The 25,584-nt window shown below is 64.7% G+C and carries 16 protein-coding genes; 12 read left to right on the plus strand and 4 right to left on the minus strand.

The features are described from left to right. Positions 1–56 precede the first annotated feature (56 nt). The 11 genes from OH705_RS09290 to OH705_RS09340 all read left to right on the plus strand — a co-directional run bounded on the left by OH705_RS09290 (position 57) and on the right by OH705_RS09340 (position 16,712). Positions 57–491: a type VI secretion system amidase effector protein Tae4 gene (locus tag OH705_RS09290; RefSeq protein ID WP_023632509.1), complete on the plus strand. Its 435-nt coding sequence runs from the start codon at positions 57–59 to the stop codon at positions 489–491. Further along, positions 488–898: a hypothetical protein gene (locus OH705_RS09295; RefSeq protein ID WP_038707177.1), complete on the plus strand. Its 411-nt coding sequence runs from the start codon at positions 488–490 to the stop codon at positions 896–898. Before OH705_RS09290 ends, OH705_RS09295 begins: the two co-directional genes overlap by 4 nt. After that, positions 892–1,407 carry a type VI secretion system baseplate subunit TssE gene (gene tssE, locus OH705_RS09300; protein ID WP_038707176.1) on the plus strand — a complete coding sequence of 172 codons (516 nt, stop codon included), beginning with the start codon at positions 892–894 and terminating at the stop codon, positions 1,405–1,407. Before OH705_RS09295 ends, tssE begins: the two co-directional genes overlap by 7 nt. After that, a complete protein-coding gene (tssF, locus tag OH705_RS09305; protein WP_267301974.1) occupies positions 1,404–3,266 on the plus strand; it encodes a type VI secretion system baseplate subunit TssF in 1,863 nt (620 codons plus the stop codon). The genes tssE and tssF overlap by 4 nt, the downstream gene beginning before the upstream one ends. Beyond that, complete coding sequence (tssG, locus tag OH705_RS09310; RefSeq protein ID WP_038707645.1) at positions 3,230–4,279, plus strand: type VI secretion system baseplate subunit TssG; 1,050 nt, start codon at positions 3,230–3,232, stop codon at positions 4,277–4,279. Before tssF ends, tssG begins: the two co-directional genes overlap by 37 nt. After that, positions 4,272–6,947: a type VI secretion system ATPase TssH gene (gene tssH, locus OH705_RS09315; RefSeq protein ID WP_038707174.1), complete on the plus strand. Its 2,676-nt coding sequence runs from the start codon at positions 4,272–4,274 to the stop codon at positions 6,945–6,947. The genes tssG and tssH overlap by 8 nt, the downstream gene beginning before the upstream one ends. An 11-nt stretch (positions 6,948–6,958) precedes the next feature. Continuing rightward, entirely contained in the window at positions 6,959–8,896 is a 1,938-nt protein-coding gene (locus OH705_RS09320; protein WP_038707173.1) for a type VI secretion system Vgr family protein, read from the plus strand. A 12-nt stretch (positions 8,897–8,908) separates the two neighbouring features. Beyond that, a complete protein-coding gene (locus OH705_RS09325) occupies positions 8,909–9,343 on the plus strand; it encodes a DcrB-related protein (RefSeq protein WP_104444622.1) in 435 nt (144 codons plus the stop codon). Positions 9,344–9,352: 9 nt separating this feature from the next. After that, positions 9,353–13,726 (plus strand): RHS repeat-associated core domain-containing protein, encoded by a 4,374-nt coding sequence (locus OH705_RS09330; protein ID WP_267301979.1) that lies wholly within the window; start codon positions 9,353–9,355, stop codon positions 13,724–13,726. Beyond that, a complete protein-coding gene (locus OH705_RS09335; RefSeq protein ID WP_104444624.1) occupies positions 13,726–14,880 on the plus strand; it encodes an ankyrin repeat domain-containing protein in 1,155 nt (384 codons plus the stop codon). The genes OH705_RS09330 and OH705_RS09335 overlap by 1 nt, the downstream gene beginning before the upstream one ends. Before the next feature lie 164 nt (positions 14,881–15,044). Then, positions 15,045–16,712, plus strand: coding sequence for an FMN-binding glutamate synthase family protein (locus OH705_RS09340; RefSeq protein ID WP_038707171.1), 1,668 nt, complete (start codon positions 15,045–15,047; stop codon positions 16,710–16,712). A gap of 30 nt (positions 16,713–16,742) precedes the next feature. On the opposite strand, the gene OH705_RS09345 is transcribed toward OH705_RS09340, so the two are convergent. Next, entirely contained in the window at positions 16,743–18,062 is a 1,320-nt protein-coding gene (locus OH705_RS09345; protein WP_023630145.1) for an OprD family porin, read from the minus strand. Positions 18,063–18,256: 194 nt separating this feature from the next. Continuing rightward, positions 18,257–18,499 (minus strand): hypothetical protein, encoded by a 243-nt coding sequence (locus OH705_RS09350; RefSeq protein ID WP_267301980.1) that lies wholly within the window; start codon positions 18,497–18,499, stop codon positions 18,257–18,259. Between the two features lie 166 nt (positions 18,500–18,665). Between OH705_RS09350 and OH705_RS09355 the strand changes: the two genes are divergently transcribed. Further along, the gene (locus tag OH705_RS09355) at positions 18,666–20,756 is read left to right on the plus strand and encodes a TonB-dependent receptor (protein WP_094011586.1); all 2,091 of its coding nucleotides are present in this window, start codon (positions 18,666–18,668) and stop codon (positions 20,754–20,756) included. Between the two features lie 477 nt (positions 20,757–21,233). Here OH705_RS09355 and aguA read toward each other — a convergent pair whose 3' ends face one another. Both aguA and OH705_RS09370 read right to left on the minus strand, forming a co-directional pair. Further along, complete coding sequence (gene aguA, locus OH705_RS09365) at positions 21,234–22,340, minus strand: agmatine deiminase (protein WP_023630147.1); 1,107 nt, start codon at positions 22,338–22,340, stop codon at positions 21,234–21,236. 204 nt (positions 22,341–22,544) lie between these two features. After that, a complete protein-coding gene (locus OH705_RS09370) occupies positions 22,545–25,445 on the minus strand; it encodes an aminotransferase (protein ID WP_094011587.1) in 2,901 nt (966 codons plus the stop codon). Between the last annotated feature and the right edge of the window lie 139 nt (positions 25,446–25,584).

Below are 25,584 nucleotides of genomic sequence, written 5' to 3' on the forward strand. Positions count from 1 at the left end.
GCCTGGGCGCGGCGCGGGCGCACCTCCCCACGCGTCACCCGCTCACGGTGAACATAATGGCCAAGCCTTCTTTCATCAACCTGTGGAATGCCTACCCGAGCGTGTCCTCGCCCTGCGACGGCCCGTGGGACAACCAGTGCGCCATCCGCATGAGCATCGCGCTCAACGGCGAGATGAGCCTCAAGGTCAACAAATCGACCTATACCGAACCCAAGTGCGCCCACGAGCATGCCCGTGGCGCCGAATCCCTGGCCAACTGGCTGGAGACACGATTGTTCTACCCGCTGAAGATTGCCGGTACCGCCCAGGCCCGCGAAGCGCTCAAGGCCAAGACCGGGATCATCTTCTACAGAGACTGCTTCGCCCGCACCGGGCAGAGCCAGGAGAACCGCACGGGCGACCATATCGACCTGTGGAACCGCGGCCTGACCAAAGGTTTCTCCGACCACAACTACCAGTCGAAGCAAGTCTGGTTCTGGGAGCTCACATGACCCGCGCTGCCCTGGCCGGCGCCCTGCTGTTGGCCTTGAGCGCTTGCGCCGACGCCGAACTGCTGAACCAGGCCAACCTGGGCGGGCAGACCGTGACGCTGAGCGAGAATGCCGGCCAGTGTGTGCTCGATCGCGGCGAACAGCGCCTGGCGCTGGACATGCAATGGCCCTGCGGCCTGAGCCCGGACCGCGCCGGCAAGGCCCGGGTCGAGCAGTTCAATGGCACGCCAATCGTGCTGGTGACCCATGTGCAGCCACACCCGACGCTCAAGGGCGAATGCCTGAAGACCTCGCGCGCCGTGCGCCTGACCCAGGCCGGCCTGGAAGCCTCAACGCCGGCGCCGAGCGCCTCGTGCGACACCGGTTTCGAAGACCAGAAAATGTTCACAGGGATGTTCCAGTGGTAGCCGAAATCGCCACCCGCGACCGCCTGCAGCCTTCGCTGCTGGATCGCCTGACCGACGATGACCCGGGCAACCCACAGGAAGCCCCCGACAAGCGCGTGCTCAGCCTGCAGCAGCTCAAGGCCTCGGTACTGCGCGACCTGGCCTGGCTGCTCAACACCACGTCGCTGCTCGACACCGGCGCCACGCTGAACTCCCCGGCCGGCGCCTCGGTAATCAACTACGGGTTGCCGGCATTGGCCGGCAACAGCGCGTCGAACATCGACCTCAACGCGCTCGAACGCATCATCCACCAGGCCATCGCCACCTACGAGCCGCGCATCCTCGCCCATACCCTGAAGGTACGCGCCCAGGCCGCACCCGGCGAGATGAACGCCAACGCCCTGAGCTTCGAGATCGAAGGCGACCTGTGGGCCCAGCCTGCAGCCCTGCCGCTGCTGCTCCAGACCGACGTCGACCTGGAATCCGGGCACGTGCGTGTGGCCCCCGCCGACCGCCGGAGGCGCGCATGAACCCGCGCCTGCTCGAACTGTACAACCAGGAACTGCAGCACATCCGCGAGGGTGCCGCGGAGTTCGCCAAGGAATACCCGAAGATCGCCGGGCGCCTGACGCTGTCCGGGATCGAGTGCGCCGACCCTTACGTCGAGCGCCTGCTCGAAGGTTTCGCCTACCTCACCGCGCGGGTGCAGCTCAAGCTCGACGCCGAATACCCGACCTTCACCCACAACCTGCTGGAAATCGCCTACCCGCACTACCTGGCGCCGACGCCATCGATGACCGTGGTGCAACTGCAGACCGATCCCGACGAAGGCTCGCTGGCCGCCGGATTCCAGCTACCCCGTGACAGCGTCCTGCGCGCCAATCTTGGGCGCAATTCGCAGACGCCCTGCGAATTTCGCAGCACCCAGGACGTCACCCTGTGGCCGTTGCAGGTTGCCCGGGCCGAGTACTTCGGCAACCCCGGGGCTGTGCTCGGGCGCCTGGCCGCCAGCGAACCGAAAGCCCGCGCCGGACTGCGCCTGACCCTGCGCAGCGGCGCCGAGATTCCGTTCTCCAGCCTGCCGCTGACGCACTTGCCGCTGTACCTCAACGGTGCCGACGAAACCCCGTTCCGCCTGTACGAACAACTGCTGGGCAGCGCCTGCGCGGTGTTCGTGCGCCAGCCGGGCGCCGACTGGGTCGAACGCATCCCCGTCGAGGACGCCTTGCTGCCCTGTGGCTTCGATGACCGCGAAGCAGCGTTGCCGGTGGTGCCGCAGGCCTTCCAGGGCTATCGCCTGTTGCAGGAGTATTTCGCCCTGCCCCAGCGCTATCTGTTCGTCGACTTCGCCGGGCTGGAACGCGCGGTCAAGCGCTGCGACGGCCAGGAGCTGGAGCTGCTGGTGCTGTTCGACCGTATCGACGCCGCGCTGGAAAGCAGCGTGGGCCCCGCCCAGTTCGTGCCGTTCTGCACCCCGGCGATCAACCTGTTCCCGCGCCGGGTGGATCGCATCCACCTGACCGACCGGGTCCAGGAGCACCATGTGATCGCCGACCGTACCCGGCCCACCGATTTCGAGATCCACTCACTGCAGCGGGTCACCGGCCACGGTACCGGGCCGGACCAGGAATTCCTGCCGTTCTACGCGGTGCGCGACCCGTCGCGCTATGGCCGTGACCAGGCGTACTACCTGGTGCGCCGCGAACCGCGCGTGCTCTCCAGCGAGCAGCGGCGCAACGGTACGCGCTCCAGCTACATGGGCAGCGAGACCTTCGTCAGCCTGGTCGATGGCAACCAGGCGCCGTACCGCCATGACCTGCGCCAGCTGGGCATCAGCGCGCTGTGCAGCAACCGCGACCTGCCGCTGTTCATGAATGTCGGCGACGGGCGCAGCGACTTCAGCCTGGCCGACAGCGCACCGGTATCCGCCGTGCGCTGCCTGGCCGGCCCCAGCCGACCGAAGGCCAGCCACGCCCACGACAACCGGGCCTGGCGCCTGATCAGCCAGTTGTCGCTGAACTACCTGTCACTGGCCGAGCAAGGCCAGGGCGCCGCCGCCCTGCGCGAGCTGCTGCGCCTGTACGGCGACCAGCAGGACAGCGCCCTGCAGCTGCAGATCGACGGCCTGCGCGAAGTCAGCTGCAAACCCTGCACGCGGCGCCTGCCGATGCCCGGGCCGATCGTCTTCGGCCGTGGCCTGGAGATCACCCTGACGTTCGACGAGAACGCCTTCCGCGGCACCGGTGTGTTCCTGCTGGGCGCGGTGTTCGAGCGCTTCCTGACCCGCTATGTGTCGATCAACAGCTTCACCGAAACCGTGCTGCGCACCAGCGAAAGAGGCGAGATCATGCGCTGGAAAGCCAAGCCCGGGCGCAGGCCGAACCTGTGAACACGCTACAGGCCATGCAGGCCGAACCCTGGGAATACGATTTCTTCCAGGCGCTGCGTCGCCTCGAGGCGGAGAACCCCGAGCTGCCCCGCTTCGGCCACTCGCTGCGCCTGGCCGACGAACCGGTGCGCCTGGGCCAGCGCCTGGACTGCGGCTTCGCCCCGGCGACGCTGGCCTCGGTCACGGCCAACGACGACCAGCCAGCGCGCCTGGAGCAGTTCTTCTTCGGCCTCGGCGGCCCCAACGGCCCGCTGCCGCTGCACCTGACCGAGTACATGCGCGAGCGCCAGCGCAACCACGCCGACCCGACCAGCAAGCGCTTCCTCGATGTCTTCCACCACCGCCTGCTGAGCCTGTTCTATCGCGCCTGGGCCGAGGCCCGGCCGACCGTCAGCCATGACCGCCCGGGCGACGATTACTGGGCCGCGCGCCTGGCCGCCCTCAGCGGCCGCGGTCAACCGGAGCTGCAAGGCCAGGGGCCGCTGGCCGATACCGCCAAGCTGCACTGGTCCGGCCACCTGGCGGCGCAGACCCGCTACCCGGATGGCCTGTGCAGCATCCTGGCCAGCTACTTCGGCGTGCCGGTGAAGCTCGAGGAATACGTCGGCCAGTGGCTGGAGCTGCCTGAACGCAGCCAGCTCGGCGTGCGCGCCAACCGCCTGGGTGTCGACCTGTGCCTGGGCCGCTACGTCTGGGACCGCCAGCACAAGTTCCGCCTGTGCCTGGGCCCGCTGACCCTCGACCAGTACCACGCCCTGCTCCCCGGCGGGCAGGCGTTCGTCGAGCTGGCCGCGTGGGTCGCCGAGTACCTGGGCCAGGAACTGGACTGGGACCTCAACCTCATTCTCGCGCAGGGCCAGGTGCCCGCGCTGCAACTCAATGCCGGCCAACGCCTGGGGTTCGATACCTGGCTCGGCCGGCCGTCGCACGATGCCAACGACCTGAAGCTTGCCCGGTACTACGCCGAGCGGCCGGTCAACGCCCCGCCAACAAGGAGTCAGGACCATGGGTGAAATCAGCCGCGCCGCGCTGTTCGGCAAACTCAACAGTGTCGCCTACAAGGCCATCGAGGCCGCCACGGTGTTCTGCAAGCTGCGTGGCAACCCCTATGTCGAATTGGCGCACTGGCTGCACCAGCTGCTGCAGCTGCAGGACAGCGACCTGCACCGCATCATCCGCCAGTTCAACGTCGAGCCGGCGCGCCTGGCCCGCGACCTGACCGACGCCCTGGACCGCCTGCCGCGGGGTTCGACGTCGATCACCGACCTGTCCTCCCAGGTCGAGGAAGCCGTCGAACGCGGCTGGGTGTACGGCAGCCTGATGTTCGGCGAAAGCCAGGTGCGCACCGGCTACCTGCTGGTCGGCATCCTCAAGACCCCGAGCCTGCGCAACGCCCTGCTGGGGCTGTCCAGCGAATTCGCCAAGCTGAAGGTCGAGGCCCTGAGCGAGCGCTTCGACGAGTACGTCGGCGACTCGCCGGAAAACAACCTGGCTGCCAGCGACGGCTTCAGCGCTGCCGCCCCGGGCGAAGCCAGCGGCGCGGTGGCACCAGCGGCGATGGGCAAGCAGGAGGCACTCAAGCGCTTCACCGTCGACCTCACCGAACAGGCGCGCAGCGGCAAGCTCGACCCCATCGTCGGCCGTGATGAGGAAATTCGCCAACTGGTGGACATCCTCATGCGCCGCCGCCAGAACAACCCGATCCTCACCGGCGAGGCCGGCGTCGGCAAGACCGCCGTGGTCGAAGGCTTCGCCCTGCGCATCGTCGCCGGCGATGTGCCGCCGGCCTTGAAAGACGTCGAACTGCGCAGCCTGGATGTCGGCCTGCTGCAGGCCGGCGCCAGCATGAAGGGCGAGTTCGAGCAGCGCCTGCGCCAGGTCATCGAAGACGTGCAGGCTTCGCCCAAGCCGATCATCCTGTTCATCGACGAAGCCCACACACTGGTCGGCGCTGGCGGCGCGGCCGGCACGGGCGATGCCGCCAACCTGCTCAAGCCGGCCCTTGCTCGTGGCAGCCTGCGCACCGTGGCGGCGACCACCTGGGCCGAGTACAAGAAGCATATCGAGAAGGACCCGGCGCTGACCCGGCGCTTCCAGGTCGTCCAGGTGGACGAGCCGAGCGAAGCCAAGGCGCTGCTGATGATGCGCGGCGTGGCCTCGACCATGGAGAAGCACCACCAGGTACAGATCCTCGACGAAGCGCTGGAAGCCGCCGTGAAGCTGTCGCACCGCTACATTCCGGCGCGCCAGCTGCCCGACAAGTCGGTGAGCCTGCTCGACACCGCCTGCGCCCGCGTGGCCATCAGCCTGCACGCAGTGCCGGCGGAGGTGGACGACAGCCGTCGGCGCATCGAGGCGCTGGAAGTCGAGCTGCAGATCATCGCCCGCGAAGCCGCCATCGGTGTCAACACCGGGCAACGTCAGGCCCAGGCCGACAGCCTGCTGGCCGAGGAGCGCGAGCGCCTGGCCGCCCTGGAAAGCCGTTGGGCCGAGGAGAAAGCCATGGTCGACGAGCTGCTGGCCACCCGTGCGCAACTGCGTGAACAGGTCGGCGTGGTCGATCAGGAAGTGGACGTGCAGGGCAGCCATGAGCTGCGCGAAAAACTCGTCGACCTGCAGCAGCGCCTGAGCCAGCTGCAAGGCGAGAGCCCGCTGATCCTGCCAACCGTGGACTACCAGGCAGTGGCCTCGGTGGTCGCCGACTGGACCGGTATCCCGGTGGGGCGCATGGCGCGCAACGAAATCGAGACCGTGCTCAACCTCGACTCGCACCTGGCCAAGCGCATCATCGGTCAGGATCACGCGCTGAAGATGATCGCCAAGCGCATCCAGACCTCCCGCGCAGGCCTGGACAACCCGAACAAGCCGATCGGCGTGTTCATGCTCGCCGGCACCTCCGGCGTGGGCAAGACCGAGACCGCCCTGGCCCTGGCCGAGGCCATGTACGGCGGTGAACAGAACCTGATCACCATCAACATGAGCGAATTCCAGGAAGCCCATACCGTCTCGACCCTCAAGGGCGCGCCACCCGGCTACGTCGGCTACGGCGAAGGCGGCGTGCTGACCGAGGCCGTGCGCCGCCGCCCGTACAGTGTGGTGTTGCTGGACGAGGTGGAAAAAGCCCACCCCGACGTGCACGAGATTTTCTTCCAGGTATTCGACAAGGGCGTGATGGAAGACGGCGAAGGCCGCCAGATCGACTTCCGCAATACCCTGATCCTGCTCACCACCAACGCCGGCACCGAGCTGATCGCCAACACCTGCAAGGACCCGCAGGCCCTGCCCGACCCCGAGGCCGTGGCCACCTCGCTGCGCAAGCCGCTGCTGGAGATCTTCCCGCCGGCGCTGCTCGGCCGCCTGGTGACCATCCCCTACTACCCGCTCAGCGACACCATGCTCAAGGCCATCACCCGCCTGCAGCTGGAGCGCATTCGCAAGCGCGTGGAAGGTACCCACAAGGTCGGCTTCGCCTACGACGACGAGGTGGTCGAGCTGATTGTCTCGCGCTGCACCGAGACCGAAAGCGGTGGCCGCATGATCGACGCCATCCTCACCAACGGCCTGCTGCCGGACATGAGCCGCGAGTTCCTCACGCGCCTGCTCGAAGGCAAGCCGCTGGCCAGCGTCAGCATCAGCCGTCGCGACAACGACTTGCACTATGACTTCGGCGCCGCCGACTGACAGGACCGACCATGCTGTTCAAGCAGTTCACGCGCCTGGCGCAGATCAACAGCCCCCTGGGGCCGGACAAGCTGATCCTTGCCGAGATGGGCGGCAGCGAGGAGCTTGGCCGCCTGTTCGACTATGAGCTGCAGCTGACCAGCGACGACCCCGCCATCGACCTCAACCAGCTGCTGGGCAAACCGATGAGCCTGAGCGTGCAGCAGAGCGTCGGCACATCGCGGCACTTCCACGGCATCGTCGCCCGCTGCAGCCAGTCGGTGGACCAGGGGCAGTTCGCCAGCTACCGCGTCACCCTGCGCCCGTGGCTGTGGTTGCTGACGCGCACCAGCGACTGCCGGATCTTCCAGCACCTGAGCGCGCCGCAGATCATCAAGCAGGTGTTTCGCGACCTGGGCTTCTCGGATTTCGAGGACCTGCTCAGCCGCAACTACCGCGAGCGCGAGTACTGCGTGCAGTACCGCGAGACCAGCTTCGACTTCGTCAGCCGCCTGATGGAAGAAGAAGGCATCTACTACTTCTTCCGCCACGAGCAGGAGCGCCACGTGCTGGTGCTCGCAGACGCCTATGGCGCGCACCAGAAGGCCCCCGGCTACGAGACCGTGCCCTACTACCCGCCGGACGGCCAGCACCGCGAGCGCGACCATATCAACGACTGGCACCTGGCCCAGGAAGTCCAGCCGGGCTCGCTGGAGCTCAACGACTACGACTTCCAGCGCCCCAGCGCGCGCATCGACGTGCGTTCGGCGATGCCCCGGCCGCACCAGGCCGGCGACTACCCGCTGTACGACTACCCCGGTGCCTATGAACAGACCCAGGATGGCGAGCACTACGCCCGCACCCGCCTGGAATCGCTGCAAAGCCTGCACGAGCGCGTCGAGCTGCGTGGCAACGCCCGGGGCCTGGGCAGCGGCCATCTTTTCAGCCTGAGCAACTTCAGCCGTCAGGACCAGAACCGCGAGTACCTGATCGTCGCCGCCCGCTACTACGTGCACCAGGAACGCCTGGAAAGCGGTGGGGGCAGCGGTGCGGCGCAGTTCGAGAGCAACCTGAGCTGCATCGACGCGCAGCAGAGCTATCGCCCGGTGAGCAGCTCGCTGCGCCCGATCGTCAAGGGGCCGCAGACCGCCGTGGTGGTCGGCCCGGCCGGCGAGGAGATCTGGACCGACCAGTACGGCCGAGTCAAGGTGCACTTCCACTGGGACCGCCACGACCAGTCCAACGAGAACAGCTCGTGCTGGATCCGTGTGTCCCAGGCCACGGCCGGTAAGAACTGGGGTTCGATCCAGGTGCCGCGCATCGGCCAGGAGGTGATCGTCAGCTTCCTCGAAGGCGACCCCGACCGGCCGATCATCACCGGGCGGGTGTACAACGCCGAACAGACCGTGCCCTACGACCTGCCCGGCGGCGCCACCCAAAGCGGCATGAAGAGCCGTTCGAGCAAGGGCGGCAGCCCGGCCAACTTCAATGAAATCCGCATGGAAGACAAGAAGGGCGCCGAGCAGTTGTACATGCATGCCGAACGCAACATGGACACCGTGGTCGAGCAGAGCGAGACGCTGTCGGTGGGCATCAACCGCACCCAGACCGTCGGCATGCTCGAGACCATCACCATCGGCCAGGACCGCATCCGCGCCGTGCGCCGCGACGACATGCTGCTGGTCGGCGCGAGCAAGACCGACAGTGTCAGCACCAGCTACCTGATCGAAGTCGGCGAGAACCTGCGCCTGGTCTGCGGCAAGAGCGTGATCGAGCTCAACGCCAGCGGGCAGATCAACATCAGCTGCGAGCAGTTCAGCTTCCACGCCAACGCCGACGCCGAGATCAACACTGGCGGCACCCTTGACCTGAACGTGGGCAGCGGCGCGCAGACCGGCCCGAACAACCAGGGCGTTAAAACGGCCATCGACGGTGCGGTGAAGGCCCTCTTCCCCGGTACCGGCAAGTAACGAGACCAAACCATGAGCTACCGCCTCAACGAATTCCGCTTCGCCCTGCCCGATGCGCAGGTACGCGACACCAGCATCAACATCCTGCGCTTCGAAGCCCTGGGCACCTCGCTGATCGTCAGCCGCAGCCTGCTCGAAGAGGGCGAGACGCTGCAGAGCAACTTTGACGGCCAGTTGCAGCGCCTGCAGCAACAGGTCAAGGACCTGCAGTTCCAGCCGGCCCGCGCCACCCAGGTGGGCGCGGCGCAGCCGATCGAGGCGATCGAGCTGAGCAGCCAGTTCAGCAAGGGCCAGGAAAAGGTCTACCAGTACCAGCTGGCGCTGGTGCTGCCGGGCACGCGCAAGATGTTCGCCCTCAGCTATGTCAAACCCACCCCCCTGGGCGAGACGGAGGCGACGCACTGGGCGGCGCTCAAGCAGTCCCTCGATTTCGACAACCTGGGCTGACACCGCACCATGTCCGACGCACTCTGGGCCGCCCGCGAAGGCGATGCGCTGCTGCACACCTCGGTGATGGCCGACATCATCGGCGGCGTGCTGGAAGTGGCCGCCAACGTCGCCATCGGCGCCCTGGCCACCGCTGCGGTGGGCGCGGCACTGGGCATTACCGTGGTCACCGGCGGCCTGGGCTGCTTTGTGCTTGGCGCGGTGGTGGGCCTGGTGGTCGGCGTGGTCATGGCCAAGACCGGCGCCGACACCGGGCTCAGTCGATTATGCGAAGGCATCGGCAACGCCCTGTTCCCGCCGACCGTGCAAGCCACCATCGCCAGTGGCTCGCCCAACACCAAGACCAACGGCAAGCGCGCCGCGCGCGCGGCCGGCGTGGTCACCGCGCCCTCGGCCCCGGCCAGTGGCGAGGGCGGTGACGCGCAGGCCGAGGAGCAGGAAGAGACCTTCCTTGACATGGCCAAGGGCTTCTTCTCACAGATGTGGCGGCCGACCGTCGCCAGCCCAGCGGCCAACACCCAGGAAGCTCCCGACGACAAGGTGCTGTGCACCAAGCACCCGCCGATGCCGCCGCAGTACCTGGCCGAGGGTTCGAGCAAGGTGCTGATCAACGGCCACCCGGCCTGCCGCAGCGGCGACCGTAGCACCTGCGAGGCGGTGATCGTCGATGGCGGGCTGGTGTCGGACAACGTGCGCATCGGCGGCGGGCCGATCGTGGTGCGCGAGATCCGCAGCGGCAAGACGCCGGGGATCGGCCTGGCTATTACGGCGTTGATGATGTTGCGAGGGCGGGGGGGAAAGTTTTACAGCAAGTTTGGGTGCATGTTGATCGGGGGCGTCACCAGCTTGGTGACCAGCCAAGTCACCAGTGCCCTCACTTCGGCCATCGCCGGCTCACCCAACCCGGTGCATGCGCCTACTGGTGCGAAGATCCTCAATGGTGAGGCCGAGTTGGATTTCGAGCTGCCGGCACTGATCCCACTGGACTGGCAGCGCTACTACAACAGCCATGGGGAGCGTGAGGCAGGACTGCTCGGCAGCGGCTGGAGCGTACCTTACGAGGTCCATATCGACGTCATACCCCATGCCGATGGCGGTGAAAGCCTGGTCTTCAACGATGAGCAGGCCCGAGCAATCGACATGGGGCATCTTCCGCTGGGAGATGCGCTTTATAGCACCGGCGAAGGCCTGAGCGTGCGCCGAGCACTCAACGGTGAGGTACTGATCGAAGATCGTGATGGCCGCTATCGTCTATTTGAGCAGGTGCCCGGCAACCCAGCCAAATTGCGCTTGAGCCAGATCGGCGACCGCAACGACAATCGTGTCTACCTGGACTATGACGACCGCGGGCGCCTGCGCGGCCTGCGGGATACCTTCGGCCTGGTCGAGGTGGAACTGCACTACAGCCCGCAATGGCCTCAACGTGTCAGCCATGTGCAACGCCGCTTCGCCGATACCAGCACCGAACAACTGGTCAGTTACAACTACGACGACAGAGGAAACCTCACCGAGGTGCGAGACGCCCAGGGCCAGGTGAAACGACGCTTCGCCTATGACCAGGGCCAGAGGATGATCGAGCACCAACTACCAACCGGCCTGCGCTGCCATTACGAGTGGGTGCTGACCGAAGATGGCTGGCGCGTGGCTCGGCACTGGACCGACGAGGGTGACGAGTACCTTTTTGAGTACGATGTAGCCGCAGGTGTGACCCGTATCACCGATGGGCTTCAACGCCAGAGCATCCGCATTTGGAACAACCAATACCAGGTCACCGCCTACACTGATGCCCTTGGCCGGACCTGGCGCTTCGACTGGAACGACGAGCGCCAACTGCTGGCCGCCAGCGACCCGGACGGTGGGCTGTGGACGTTCGACTACGACACGTCTGGCAACCTCGCACAGACTATCGACCCTCTTGGTCGCAGTGAGTCGACACACTGGATGGAGCACTGGGCACTACCCCGCGCCTGGACCGACGCCGCCGGCAACTGCTGGCAATACGGCTACGATCAGCGTGGTAATTGTGTCCGGGAAACTGATCCGCTAGGCCTGGTAACCCGTTATCGCCATGACGGACACGGACGCACGGTCGAAATCGTCGACGCCATGGGTAAAGCCAGACAACTGCAATGGAACGACCTGGGCCTGATCAGTGCATTTACCGATTGCTCCGGCTACACCACGCGCCTCGTCTATGACCGCCATGGCTACCTGGCCACGGTGGTCGACGCACAAGGGGAACGCACCGACTATCGCCATGATGCACAGGGACGACTGCTGGAGGTCCGCACGCCAGATGGTCGCAGCGAGCACTACCGGTACAATACCGCCAGCCTGCTGGTGCGACGTGAGGACCCCACCGGCCATGGCTATGAGTTTCACTACGACGTTTGCGGCCGCCTGCAACGGCAGGTTGATCCCCTGGGGCGGACCGTCGCGTACCGCTACGACACTTATGGTCGTCTGCTCAGCCTGGCCAACGAGAACGGCGAAAGCTATCGATTTACCTGGGACCCCGCCGACCGGTTGGTTGAGCAGCGTGATCTAGATGGCAGCGCCCGACGCTACCATTACGACCGCCTCGACTGTCTGCAGCGCCTTGATTACATGCCTGCACCCCATGGCTTGGGACTGGCACTGGTACCCGGCACGCCGATGGCGCCGATCAGCCACGTCTTCGAGCGCGATGCCGGTGGTCGCCTCCTGGCCAAGGTGACCGACGACGGACGTACCGAGCACCAATACGATGCACTCGACCAACTGCTCATGGTCCGCTTCACCAACAACCAGGGCGATAGCCAACAGCTTGGCTTTGCCTACGATGCCCTGGGTCGACTGATCGAGGAGCACGGTACATCGGGTGTTTTACGCCATCACTACGATGAACTGGGCAATCGCATCCGCACCCAGTTACCGGACGGCCGCGAGCTGAACCAGCTTTACTACGGCAGTGGCTATCTGCATCAGGTGAATCTCGATGGCAAGGTGATCTGCGACTTCGAGCGTGACCGCCTGCACCGCGAAGTCCTGCGCACCCAGGGCAACCTCGATACCCACAGCGAGTACGACCGATCCGGCCGCTTGCGTTCGCGTCGAAGTCGACCGCGTGGAATGCCCAGGCAGCTGCCAGCCCCCCTGCAGCAGCACTTCGAATACGACCTGGCGGACAACCTCACAACGCGCTTACGGCAGAGCCCTGGCGAGCAGCACGCACAGCATCTGCGCCACGATGCCAGTGAACGCATCATCGCCAGCCAGCCAACCGGTATGCAGCCGGGCGAAACCTTCGCCTATGATGCGGCAGCCAACCTGCTCGATGGCCCACAAGGTGGCTGGGTCCGCCACAATCGCGTGCTGACTTACCAGGACAAGCGTTACCGCTATGACGCTTTTGGCCGACTCATCGAGAAGCGTAGCGCGCGGCGCGGTGTGCAGCGCTTGCATTACGATGCCGAGCACCGTCTGATCGAAGTGCGCTCCCAGCACAGCGGACGCGAGCGCGTGGTGCGCATGCAGTACGACCCCCTTGGCAGACGCATCGCCAAGAGCGAATACGATGATACGGGGCAGTGCCTCGGCCTCACCCGGTTCGACTGGGACGGCTACCGCTTGCTCGAAGAGCGTCGCCATGGGCAACGCTGCCTCTACCTGTATGAGGACGACAGCCATGAGCCCCTGGCCCGCGTCGACGGCCTGGGCGAGTACCAGCAGATACATCACTACCACAACGACCTCAATGGCCTGGCGGAGCAACTGAGTGATGAAGCTGGCAACATCGTTTGGCAGGCCCGCTATCAGGTCTGGGGTAATACGGTGCAGGAACTGCGCGAGCCGGCACTCGTCGAGCAACAGAACCTGAGGTTCCAGGGCCAGTACCTTGATAGGGAAACCGGCCTGCACTACAACTTGTTCCGCTTCTACGATCCGGATGTGGGTCGGTTTACCCAGCCGGATCCGATCGGCCTGGCGGGCGGGCTGAACTTGTACCAATACGCCCCGACACCCGCCACCTGGATCGACCCACTAGGGCTGGAAGTCTGCCGGTTGAGTAGCGCAGACAAGAAGAAGATGGGCCGCGCGCCCAAAAACATGAAAAACCCGCACCGGCACCACATCGTTCGGGAAAACGCGCCACGCAACTGGAAACAGCAGAACCGTGACTACATCCTCAATGCGCAGGCGATCATGGCCAAGCACAAAATCGACCTGAACACCGACTTACGCAATTTCACCTGGGCGCGCAATGGCGGCAAAACCCACACTGTCGCGTCGGCCCAGAAAGTCTTCGAGCGTCTGCAGAAAGCCGATGCCAAAGGATTGAAAGCGGTGGAGCGCGAATTAAAACGCATGGGACTGGCCTTCAAACGGGGAACTTTCATCTGATGATCGACTGGCAACAACTCTACGAAAAGCATGAGACCAAGCTCGACCGCCTCTATGACGATGTAGAAGAGGGCAAGCTGGAGCGGCTACGTGCGTTCGCACAGAAATACCCCGAGCTGCTGGTGCTGCCCCGCTATGGCGAGGCCGACGAGGAAGGGCTGCTGCATATGGCCGCCCGGGCCGGACAGACTGCGAACTGTGGCCTGCTCCTGGAGCTGGGCCTGGCGCCTAACCAGCCGTATGTAGACGAGGGCCATGCCAGTGCACTCGAACTGGCAGCCAGTGAAGGGCACCTTGAAACCTGCGTTTGCCTGCTCGATGCCGGTGCCTGGGTCGATGGCCTGCCGCTCAGCGTCTGCCCACCGCTATACGCAGCGGCCCAATCGGGCCACAACGAGGTCGTCGCACTGCTGCTGACTCGAGGCGCACAGGTCAATCGCCTGCACCGACGCGCCAATGACAGCGCACTGGACGCTGCGCGTGAATGGGGGCATCAGCGCACGGTCGATCTGCTGCTCGAACACGGCGCACGCAGCATCAACGATGTCGAGGGTGCCGATGCCGAAGGCGCCGGACAGGCCATTGTCACCTTCGTGCACAATACTGCTGGGTGGGTCCTGCCCACCGAGTTCTGCCCCCCCAGTGAAGACCCCCGCAGCACGCTGCATGTCAGCCTGATCGATAGCAAGACTGACTACAAGCTGTTGTTCACCAGCGGCCTGTACCAGGTTGCCCCGATGACCGAGTTGTTCCTCTGCCTGCCAGGTGACTGGGCACTGCCCCAGGCCGGATTGCCGGTGCCAGACGCCTGGTGTTTTCCAGTACGAATGCTGGCACGCCTCGCCGCCACAACCTTCGAGCACGGCCCGGTGGCCGAGGGCATGCTGTTCCAGCGTGACGATCCACAATTTGCCGACCTGCACTGGCCTTGCGCGGTGGATGCGCTGTTGGCGGTGGACAAGCCCTGGAACAAGCATGGTGATGACGAGCGGATTCCCGAAAGTGACAAGGTCACCCTGCTGACCCTGGCACCGGTGAAGTTCACCGGCAAGGGTGCTCCGACCGCCAAGGCCCTGGCCGCGCTCATCGAACGTAAACGCAAGGCGAGCTGGAAGGCCTTGGCGCTGGAGGGGCCGACTGAAGCCCCTGTGTAGGGGTATGGATACCTGTATGCCGAGGGACCGGCAGGTACGGCGCGGTAGCCGGTGTCCGCGCCAGGCGCATCCGCGTCGAGTAACAGTCTTTTACCGAAACCCCAGGTTTTCCCTGCGCAACCTTTGCCTATCCTAGGCCGGGTCATCCCGCCTGCGATGGACCCATGAAAGACTCGCTCCCCAGCCGCTATGCCTGCCTGTTCCTGTGTCTGGTCTTCACGATTGCCAGTGCCCCTTTGCTGCTTGCCCACACCTGGCTCTGGCCCTTTACCGTCACCAGCGCACTGCTCAGCCTGGTCGGCCTCAACGACCTGCGCCAACGCCACCACGCCGTGCGCCGCAACTACCCGATCCTGGGCAATATCCGCTACCTGATCGAGACCATCCGCCCGGAGATCCGCCAGTACCTGATCGAGGGCGACGACGACAAGCTGCCGTTCTCCCGCGCCCAGCGTTCGCTGGTGTACGCCAGGGCCAAGAACGAAAGTGCCGAGAAAGCCTTCGGCACGCTCAATGATGCCTACAAACCGGGCTTCGAGTTCATCAGCCACTCGATGCTGCCGGTGCCGATGCCCGACCCTGCGTCGTTCCGCATCCGCATCGGCGGCCCGCAGTGCCGCCAACCGTACTCGGCGTCGATCTTCAATATCTCGGCCATGAGCTTCGGCGCCCTCAGCGCCAACGCCATCGCCGCGCTGAACAAGGGCGCGCGCCTTGGTCGCTTCGCCCATGACACTGGCGAGGGCAGCATCAGTCCCTACCACCGCGAACACGGCGGCGACCTGATCTGGGAAATCGGCAGCGGCTACTTCGGCTGCCGCACCGAGGACGGCCAGTTCGACCCCGAGCGCTTCGCCGAGCAGGCCCGTGCCGCCCAGGTGAAGATGATCGAGATCAAGCTCAGCCAGGGCGCCAAGCCGGGCCATGGCGGGATCCTACCGGCGCACAAGGTCAGCGCCGAGATCGCCGCCACCCGAGGCGTGCGCGAGGGCGAGGACTGCATCTCGCCGGCCGCCCACAGTGTTTTCGCCACGCCGCGGGAACTGCTGCAGTTCGTCGCCCGGCTGCGCGAGCTGTCTGGCGGCAAGCCGGTGGGCTTCAAGTTCTGCCTGGGCCACCCGTGGGAGTTCATGGGCATCGCCAAGGCCATGCTGGCCACCGGCATCACCCCGGACTTCATCGTCGTCGACGGCAAGGAAGGCGGCACCGGCGCGGCGCCCCGGGAGTTCTCCGACAACATGGGCGTGCCGCTGCGTGAGGGCCTGATGTTCGTGCACAACACCTTGGTGGGGCTGAACCTGCGCGAGCGCATCCGCATCGGCGCGGCGGGCAAGCTGGTCAGCGCCTTCGACATAGCCTGCGTGCTGGCCATCGGCGCGGACTGGGTCAACTCGGCCCGGGGCTTCATGTTCGCCATCGGCTGCATCCAGTCGCAAAGCTGCCACACCAACAAGTGCCCAACCGGCGTGGCGACCCAGGATGCGTTGCGCCAGCGCGCGCTAGTGGTGCCGGAGAAGGCCGAGCGGGTCGCCAGCTTCCACCGCAATACCCTGCACGCCTTGGCCGAGATGCTTGCCGCTGCCGGCCTGGACCATCCTTCTGAACTCAAGCCCAAGCACCTGGCGCGGCGTATCAGCGCCAGCGAGATCAGCCTGTTCTCGCAGCTGCACACCTTCCTCAAGCCGGGCGAGCTGCTCAGCGGTGCGATCGACAGCGAGTTCTATGCACGGATGTGGCGGATGGCGCGCAGTGACAGCTTTGCGCCGGAGACGGGGGAGATCGAGGTGGCGGCGTCGGTTAACGTGCGCCGGAAAGAAACAGCCCCGGCATAGGCCGGGGCTGCGGGTGACGCGGGATCAGGATCAGAAGATGCTGATCGGGTACTCGACGAATACGCGGACTTCGTTGCCGTCGTCGTTGTAACCGTTCTGCTGGACAGCATTGTTGGTCCGCAGGAAGGAGCTACGCAGTTTGACGGACAGGTCCTTGGCCGGGCCTTCCTGAACCACGTAACGGATCTGGTTGAAGATCTCGCGCTCTTTACCTTCACCGAAGCCTTGTGGGGCGCCGACTTTACGGGTGTTGATGTTGTCACCCACTACATAGGCAAACTTGTAGGTCAGCCCCGGCACGCCGAAGGCACCGAAGTCCAGGCCGTAGCCCAGCTGCCAGGAGCGCTCGTCTTCTGCGTTGAAGTCGGACCAGTAGGAGTTGGCGAGGTAGATGGTCGAGCCACCGTCACCCACGCCACCATCGTTCTGGTACCAGCCGTAGTTGTAGCCGGTGCTGCCGGTGCTGCGCTGGTGCGCCAGGGTGAACGAGTGCGGGCCGTAAGCGTAGGTGGCGGCCAGGCTCCAGATGGTGTTGGAGTCGCCGTTGAGCTTGGCGGCACGCACGTACTTGTTGTCGATGTCCGACTTGTAGCCGTTGAAGTCCAGGGTCAGGGACTGGTCGCTGGCAATCGGGAAGACGTAGTTCAAGCCCAGGTAGTGCTTCTTCATCACGTCTTCGTTGTCGGCGGTGTACAGCGACGCGGTGAAGTTGTCGGTGAACTTGTAGCTGCCGCCGAGCACGTTGATCGACTTCAGGCCGCCGCCATCGCGACGCTCGGCGCTCTTGCGCGCTTCCTGGGTGAAGCGGCCGGCGTTGATTTCCAGGCCCTTGATCTCCTTGGAGGTGATCATGGTGCCGGTGAAGCTTTCTGGCAGCAGGCGACCGTCGTCGTACTGCAGGACCGGCAGGGCCGGCATCTGGTCACCGTATTTGAGTACGGTGTTCGAAACACGGAACTTCACCGCAGCGCCACCACGGGCCAGGTTGTGCGGAGCGTTGGTCTTTTCACCATCGAAAGTGGGATCGGAACGCTTGAAGAAGTCGACACCGCCACCCTGGTTACGGCCCTTGCCGCCATCGAGGCGCAGGGCGTACAGGCCGAAGGCGTCGACACCTACACCGACGGTGCCTTGGGTGAAACCGGAGGAGAAGTTGGCGATGACACCCTGGCCCCACTGAGACTGGTCGTTGGTGTGATGCTTCTTGTCACGGTTGATGAAGGCGTTGCGCAGAAGGACGTTGGCGTGGCTGTCCTCGATGAAGCCCTTGCTCTCGGCCTGGTCATTGGCCTGTGCCTGGGTCGCGGCGATCATCGCCAGGGCGACCAGGCTGATCCTGGTTTTCAACATGTTATTTTCCTTATTTCGTATTCAAAAACGCTCTGCATCAGAACGCCAGGAACCAACGCCCCTTCGTAGGTTCGACGCTATGCGGATCCAAGCCGAAGGCCCGCCAATGGTCTGCAACGGGCCTTGCAGCCGCATGGCCAGAGAATGGCCAGCAGGCGTAGAGCCCGAATCCTAGCCCTGCCTGCTTATACATGTCAAAAAAACGTGAAATGCAGGTTGATATAACCAAAAACAAGGTCAGCACTGGTGCATTTACATGCATATCTGTCGTGGGTCAGCGCAAATTTTTCTCTTTTGTGGAAAGCAGTCGAAATCCATAAAACCGTCATACGGCCATGTTCCCGCAGTCCTTCCGAAAGCCTTGAACTGCCCTGTTCTTCCCACTGCGCGGTCACGCGCAGAGCAACGTTGCACTCACCGCCGCTTCCACAAGCCATTCCGAAGCGCATCCTTGTGAATGCCAATACACTTCAAATCAATTCAAACAAATAGCAACATCTTGAAACATATGTAAAGGCAACCCTTTACAAATGTCGATGCAACAGCAAATAGCAAGCATTACCATTCGCGCCCAATTTCTCACTCCTCCCTTGGACGCCTTCGATGCCTGCCCCCTGCCGCCTCTCACCCTTGACTCTGGGCCTGTCGCTGCTGTTCAGCACCGGCCTGGCCAGTGCCGCCACCACCACACTGCCGGAAACCTCGGTGACCGCCGACAGCACCCGCGAAGAGGACAACCCGCGAGTCAAGGACGTGACCACCGCGACCCGCACCTCGACCCCCGCGCGCTACGTGCCACAGGCCATCGATTCGGTGAAGACCCGCAACGTGCTGGACTACGGCAGCAGCAACCTGGGCAAGGCGCTGGAAGGCATCCCCAACGTCAGCAGTGGCGCCGACACCCGCTTCGACAGCCTGCGTATCCGCGGCTTCGACGCCAGCAACGACTTCTACCTGGACGGAGTCCGCGACGACAGCCAGTACACCCGCGACCTGCACAACATCGAGCGGGTCGAGGTGCTCAAGGGGCCAGCGGCAGTGCTTTATGGCCGTGGCAGCCAGGGCGGCATCGTCAACCGGGTGAGCAAGGCGCCGGAGCACGGCCGCCGCTCGAGCATCGAGGCTCAAGGTGGCAGCCAGGACCTGCGCAGCCTATATGCCGACCTCAGCGCCGACCCCAGCGACACCCTCAGCCTGCGCCTGAACCTGGGCAACGAGGACAAGAACAGCTTCCGCGACGGCATTGACGGCAACCACCGCCAACTGTTCGCCCCGTCCATGAGCTGGCAGATCACCCCCGAGCTGAACTGGCTGGTGCAGTATGAGTACAGCCGTTACGACCGCACGCCCGACCGTGGCATCCCCGGCAACCCGCTCACCGGGCGCCCGGCCGATGTCAGCCGCAAGACCACCTACGGCGACACCCAGCGCGACTACATCAACGACCGCGCCGAGTCGCTGCGTTCGCGCCTGAACTACGAGCTGAATGACCAGTGGCAACTGCGCCACACCTTCAGCCTGTTCACCCTGGAGAGCGACTTCGACAATACCTACCTGACCGCCTACCGCCCCGCTACCGGACTGGTGGACCGCCAGCGCTGGCAGCAGGACCTGAGCACCCGCAATCTCTACAACACCGTCGAACTCGAAGGTCATGTAGAAACCTTCGGTCTGGAGCACACGCTGCTGGTGGGTCTGGAAATGGGCGAACAGCGTCGCAACTCGCTGCTGAGCCAAGGCGTGGGCGTGCCCTCGGTACCGCTGCAGGGGGCCACGGCCAGCCAGCAGCACAACGGCACGATGCGGGTGTCCAGCAACAACCACACCGACGTCGAGAGCCGAGGGATCTACCTGCAGGACCAGATCCGCCTCAACGACCAGTGGCAGCTGCTGGCCGGCGGGCGCTTCGACCAGTTCGAGGTGGACACCACCAACAAACTGCGCAACATCTCGGAAAAGCAGAAGGACAACAGTTTCAGTCCGCGTATCGGCGTGGTGTACACCCCCTGGCAGGATCACTCCTTCTATGCCTCCTGGAGCAAGACCTACTCTCCGGTCGGTGGCGGCCTGATAGGCATCACCCCTGGCGCGGCCGGCAACGCCAACCAGACCGACCCGGAACAGACCCGGCAGAAGGAGATCGGGGTCAAGAGCGAATGGTTCGACGAACGCCTGAGCACCACCCTGGCGATCTACGAACTGGAACTGTACAACCGCCGTACCCGCGACCCGATCAACCCGGAACTGATCCAGCTCAGCGGCCTGCAGCGTTCACGCGGCATCGAGCTAACCGCCACCGGCAACGTGGTGGGCAACTGGTATGTGCGCGGCGGCATCGGCCTGCAGGACGCGACCATCGTCAAGGATAACAACGGCCAGCAGGGCAACCGCATCAACGACGTGGCCAAGCGTAACGCCAGCCTGTTCGTGACCTGGAAGCCGGAGCTGGGCTGGTACGCCGAAACCGGCCTGACCCTGGTCGGCGACCGCTACGCCGACAACCAGAACACCGTGATCCTGCCGGGCTACGGCCGCTGGGACGCGCTGGCCGGTTATCGCACCCACGACTGGGATGTACGCGCGGCGTTGAGCAACATCACCGACAAGACCTACTACAGCTCGGCCACCAGTGCGGCGCAGATCCAAGTGGGCGATCCGCGCAGCCTGGTGGTGACCGGAACCTATAGCTTCTGAGTTGTGACAGCAGCGAGCATCAAGGACGGGCCGCCCAAACGAAAACGCCACCGCAATTGCGGTGGCGTTTTTTTCTGCGACGGGTTCCTTCCCGGTCAATGCCAGACAGCCAGCAGAGCTTCGAGCTCTTCCTCGCTGATCAGGCCTTGGGGGTATCGCCCATCCAGCAGGCGTCGTGGGTCGGTCGTCCTGACCCGATCGTCTCCATGACGTTTCAACCACTGAGCCAGGATTCTGAGCGATTGGTGACTGGCCGCCGTTGAGGGCAAAGCCGACTCACTTGCTGCGTTCATTTCCTCACGTACTCCCTGGGCCGAGTGAGCGGCTAAGTTACTTCAGGCACGTTACAGAACGGCGTAGGCCGATTCCCCTGAAGTACGAGGAAAAATCAATACAATTGCTGTGCCATTCCAAGTGTCCGACTATCGCCAGCAAAAAAAAGCCCGTCTTGCGACGGGCTTTTCTCTCAGTGGCCGATCAGCGTTTGACCGGTGCCGGCTGCTGCTGGGTCAGGCAGTGAATGTTGCCACCGCCAAGCAGCAGTTCACGCCCTGGGATCATCACCACTTCGTGGTCCGGGAAAACCTTGGCCAGGATCGCTCTGGCCTGGGCATCAGCCGGGTCGTCGAAACTCGGGGCGATGATGCCCCCGTTGACGATCAGGAAGTTCACGTAGGAACCGGCCAGGCGTACCGAAGGGTCGCGCTCCTGGCTGCCCGCCACGTGATCGACGCCGTCGCATTCTGCCTGGGTGGCATACAGCGGCCCCGGGATCGGCATTTTGTGCACCACGAACTCGCGCCCTTTGGCATCGCGGGTGTTTTTCAACACCTCGTAGGCGGCGTGGCAGCGTGCATAGTTGGGGTCATTGGAATCATCGGTCCAGGCCAGTAACACTTCGCCTGGGCTGACGTAACAGCAGAAGTTGTCGACGTGGCCATCGGTCTCGTCGTTGTACAGGCCGTCCGGCAGCCAGACGATGGTCTCGACCGCCAGGTGCTCGCGCAGGATCTCCTCGATCTGTTCGCGGTCCAGGTGCGGGTTGCGGTTGCGGTTGAGCAGGCATTCTTCGGTGGTGATCAGGGTGCCTTCGCCATCGACGTGGATCGAACCGCCTTCGAGCACGAAGCCTTCGGTGTGGTAACGCTGCACGCGCTCCATCTCCATGACCTTGGCGGCCAGCTCCTCGTCACGGTTCCAGGGCGCGTACAGGCCGCCGTCGAAACCGCCCCAGGCGTTGAAGCCCCAGTCCACGCCGCGTACCTCGCCGTGGTCGTTGATGACGAAGGTCGGGCCGGTGTCACGCACCCAGGCGTCGTCGTTGCTGATCTCGACCACGCGGATGTTGGGCAGGTCGAGCTGGCGACGGGCGTTCTCGTACTGCCCGGCGGACACCGCCACGGTGACCGGCTCGAAGCGGGCGATGGCCTTGGCCAGGGTCACGTGCGCGGCCTGCGCCGGCTTGCCGCCCAGGCGCCAGTTGTCCGGACGCTCCGGCCAGACCATCCACACCTGGGTCTGCGGGGCCCACTCGGCGGGCATGTGGAAACCGTCGGCGCGGGGGGTCGAGTTGAGGGTCTTCATGGGTAACCTCTGCGAAGGCCCGGGGCCAGGGGCGCCAGGTCGGTGATCGAAAAAGATGCAGGCCCGCCAATATAGGCAGCGTAATGATCCGTCGATAATACAACCGATAAATATCGACATTAAATAGATAATCATAAAATATTTAGGCATAAAAAAGCCTGACAAACCGATAACAATCGATTTACCAGGCCTGCATGCCTTGAATCAGAGCCCTTCGTCGAGGACCCGCTCCACGCTGTCGACGAAGTAGTCCACGCTGGCCCGCGTGGTGCACATCGGTGGCTTGATCTTGAGGATGTTCAGGTAGTCGCCGGTCGGCTGCATGAAGATCCCCAGATCGCGCAGGCGATCACACAGGATCATGGTCTCCTCGGTCGCGGGTTCCAGCGTCTGGCGATCACGCACCAACTCCAGCCCCAGGTAGAACCCAGAACCATGGGCGGCGCCAGCAAGCGGATATTTATCGACCAATGCCTGCAGCCGAGCCTTGAAGTAACGGCCCACGTCTCGGGCGTTGTCCCACAACCCTTCGTCGCGCATCACCTCCAGCACCGCCATGCCGATGCGGCAACTGACCGGGCTGCCACCGGCCGACGAGAAGAAGTAGCCCTCGGCCTCCAGCGCCTCGGCGATCTCGCGCCGGGTGATCACCGCGCCCAGCGGCTGGCCGTTGCCCATGCCCTTGGCCATGGTGATGATGTCCGGCACCACGCCCTGCTCCTCGAAGCCCCAGAAGTACTCGCCCAGGCGCCCGTAACCGACCTGCACCTCGTCGGCGATGCACACCCCGCCGCGTTGGCGCACCTTGGCGTAGGCCTCGCGCAGGTAGCCCGGCGGCAACGAGATGCCCCCAGCGTTTCCGTACACCGGTTCGCAGATCATCCCGGCCAACTGGCGACCACGGGCGTCGAGGTCGGCCAGCTTGGCATCGACATCGCGCAGGTAGTCGGCGGCGCTGTCAGCGCCCCGGTAGCGACCGCGGAAGGTGTTCGGCGCCTCCACCGGATGCACCCAGTCTGGCCGGGTCTCCAGGGCCTGGGGGTTGTCGGCGATGGAGGTGGAGATCGCGTCAGTGGCCACCGACCAGCCGTGATAGGCCTCCAGCACGCTGAGCAGGTCGCGCCCGCCGCTGTAGGCCCAGGCCAGACGAATCGCCAGGTCATTGGCCTCGGTGCCGCTGTTGACCAGGAACACCCGGTCGAAGCCTTCCGGGGCCACTTCCAGCAGGCGTTCGGAGAATTCGGCGATGGCTGCGTAGTGAAAGCGCGAGTTGGTGTTGACCAGCGACCACTGGCGCGCCGACTCGGCGGCCATGCGCGGATGACCATGGCCAAGCACCGCGACGTTGTTGAGCATGTCCAGGTACGAGCGGCCCTGCATGTCGATGAGGTAGTTGCGCCAACCGCGCTCGATATGCGGAGGCTGGGCGTAGTAGTGCTTCTGCGAGCGTGCGAAGCTGGCATCGCGACGGGCCAGCAGGGCCCGTGCGTCGGCCAGCGGCTCGGCATCGCAGTCGAAGCCGAGCAGGGTGCGCGGTGACGGGCACAGGGCCAGCCAGGCGGCAGCGTGGGAGGGCGTGGCAAAGAATGGCGGACGGATATCGGTATCCACGCACAGCTGCACGCGAAGGTACCCACAGGTCGCGCCGATGGCCTGGCCCTTGCGCAACGCCTGGCCATCGGTCGGTGCCTCCTCCAGGCCATCGAGCCACAGACTCCAGTGCGCGGTGCGCAGGCAGCCACGGCCATCGCCGATGCATTGCCATACCCCAGCAGCGGGCGCCTGCAACGCGGTGCCGGGTAACAGGTTCAGCTCCACGCCCAAGGCGCAGGTAGCCGGTTCTTCAGGCCGGTCGATGTGGGTTTGCGACAGGCGGTACTGCCCATGCAGGCTGCACGCCGGCCCCGGCTGGGCAGCAAGCAGGCGCTGGTCAAAGCCGGGTTGCTCCCAGTTGCCCGCCTCGCAGTGGGGGCTGAGCACGCCCAAGTCGACCCGGGTCATCGCCTCGCCGTTCAGCGTCGGCAGCAACACGGCGCAATCGCCAAGATCGATGCTGGCCGGTTTGCGCCCAGCCGCCTGGAGGATCGCCGCCTCCATCAAAGCTGCGGGCACGGCGCAGGCCGTATCTAAGATCTCCCACTCATGGGCGATGTTGTCACGGGTGTACTGGTTGTCCGGATCGATGGCCAGTTGCTGTTCGCTGCTGAGCACCAGCACGGCTGCTCGGTTCAGCACCAGCGGCCAGAGGGCGCGCAACTCCGAGTCCTGCAGGGGATTCACGGCATGGTAGGCGCTGACCGCCGGCAGGATCCGCAGCGGGTCGCCCTCGGCGTGATGCAGCAAGGCCGCGCAGGTCACCGACAGATCAGCGATGCGCCAGGTACGCACCAGGTCACCGAAGTCGATGACACCCTGCACCTGCCACTGCCGCTCGGCATCGCGCGCCCAGACCACGTTGTCGTCGGTGATGTCCAGGTGCACGGCCTGGATCGGCAGCAGGTCGACCAACGGTTGCAGACGTGCGGCTGCCGACTGGGCGACCTGCTCCACCTGCGCCCGGCGCTGGGCATTCTGCAACACGGGCGACAAATGCGGGATCAGTACCTGGGCATGGCGCGGATCCCACTGCAAGGTGCGCTCGAGGCCTGGATGGTCGAAATCGGCTAGCGCCTCATCGACACGGGCGCAAAGCGTACCGAGCTCAGCCATCACCCGCGCTGGCAAATGGCCCAGGCGGGTCAGTGGCTGCCCGTCGATGTAATCGAGCAGGCGGGCCCGAAGCGGCTGGCCATCGACCTCGAGGTCCAGCAATAGCTCGCCGGTACTGGCTTTGCGCACTACCGGCACTGGCACGCCTTGCCCATGCAGGAACGCCAGCGCCGCATGCTGGGCTTGCAGTTCGACCGCCGCATAGCCGCCATGGCAGACCTTGAGCACGAAGCGGCCCTGGTCGCTGTCCACGCGAAAGTTGAGGTCCTGCTGGCTGCCCAGCACCTGCAACGTGCCCTGCAAGTCGTAGTGCGACCTCAGCAGGGCATGGGCCTGGGCCTCGCCAAGTGAAGGACTGGGCTGGCTCGAACGCTGGATCAGGGTGCTCAGGAGCATGAACGGGAAACCTCGTTTTTTTGTCGCTTATATCGCCACCACCGCTGCCGATAAGCAAGTGGCAGCCTTGCACAGACGACAGGCCGCCCTGCAACAAGACTTGCAACAGACGACGCCAGCCAACAAGCTAGGCATCTGC

Origin of the sequence: Pseudomonas sp. BJa3, assembly GCF_026343815.1 — a bacterium.
Classification (GTDB): Bacteria; Pseudomonadota; Gammaproteobacteria; order Pseudomonadales; family Pseudomonadaceae; genus Aquipseudomonas; species Aquipseudomonas soli.

Coding starts and splice junctions, on each gene's coding strand:
- OH705_RS09290 (WP_023632509.1), top strand. CDS start 57: ATGGCCAAGCCTTCTTTCATCAACCTGTGGAATGCCTACCCGAGCGTG.
- OH705_RS09295 (WP_038707177.1), top strand. CDS start 488: ATGACCCGCGCTGCCCTGGCCGGCGCCCTGCTGTTGGCCTTGAGCGCT.
- tssF (WP_267301974.1), top strand. CDS start 1,404: ATGAACCCGCGCCTGCTCGAACTGTACAACCAGGAACTGCAGCACATC.
- tssH (WP_038707174.1), top strand. CDS start 4,272: ATGGGTGAAATCAGCCGCGCCGCGCTGTTCGGCAAACTCAACAGTGTC.
- OH705_RS09320 (WP_038707173.1), top strand. CDS start 6,959: ATGCTGTTCAAGCAGTTCACGCGCCTGGCGCAGATCAACAGCCCCCTG.
- OH705_RS09325 (WP_104444622.1), top strand. CDS start 8,909: ATGAGCTACCGCCTCAACGAATTCCGCTTCGCCCTGCCCGATGCGCAG.
- OH705_RS09330 (WP_267301979.1), top strand. CDS start 9,353: ATGTCCGACGCACTCTGGGCCGCCCGCGAAGGCGATGCGCTGCTGCAC.
- OH705_RS09335 (WP_104444624.1), top strand. CDS start 13,726: ATGATCGACTGGCAACAACTCTACGAAAAGCATGAGACCAAGCTCGAC.
- OH705_RS09340 (WP_038707171.1), top strand. CDS start 15,045: ATGAAAGACTCGCTCCCCAGCCGCTATGCCTGCCTGTTCCTGTGTCTG.
- OH705_RS09345 (WP_023630145.1), bottom strand. CDS start 18,062: ATGTTGAAAACCAGGATCAGCCTGGTCGCCCTGGCGATGATCGCCGCG.
- OH705_RS09350 (WP_267301980.1), bottom strand. CDS start 18,499: ATGGCTTGTGGAAGCGGCGGTGAGTGCAACGTTGCTCTGCGCGTGACC.
- OH705_RS09355 (WP_094011586.1), top strand. CDS start 18,666: ATGCCTGCCCCCTGCCGCCTCTCACCCTTGACTCTGGGCCTGTCGCTG.
- aguA (WP_023630147.1), bottom strand. CDS start 22,340: ATGAAGACCCTCAACTCGACCCCCCGCGCCGACGGTTTCCACATGCCC.
- OH705_RS09370 (WP_094011587.1), bottom strand. CDS start 25,445: ATGCTCCTGAGCACCCTGATCCAGCGTTCGAGCCAGCCCAGTCCTTCA.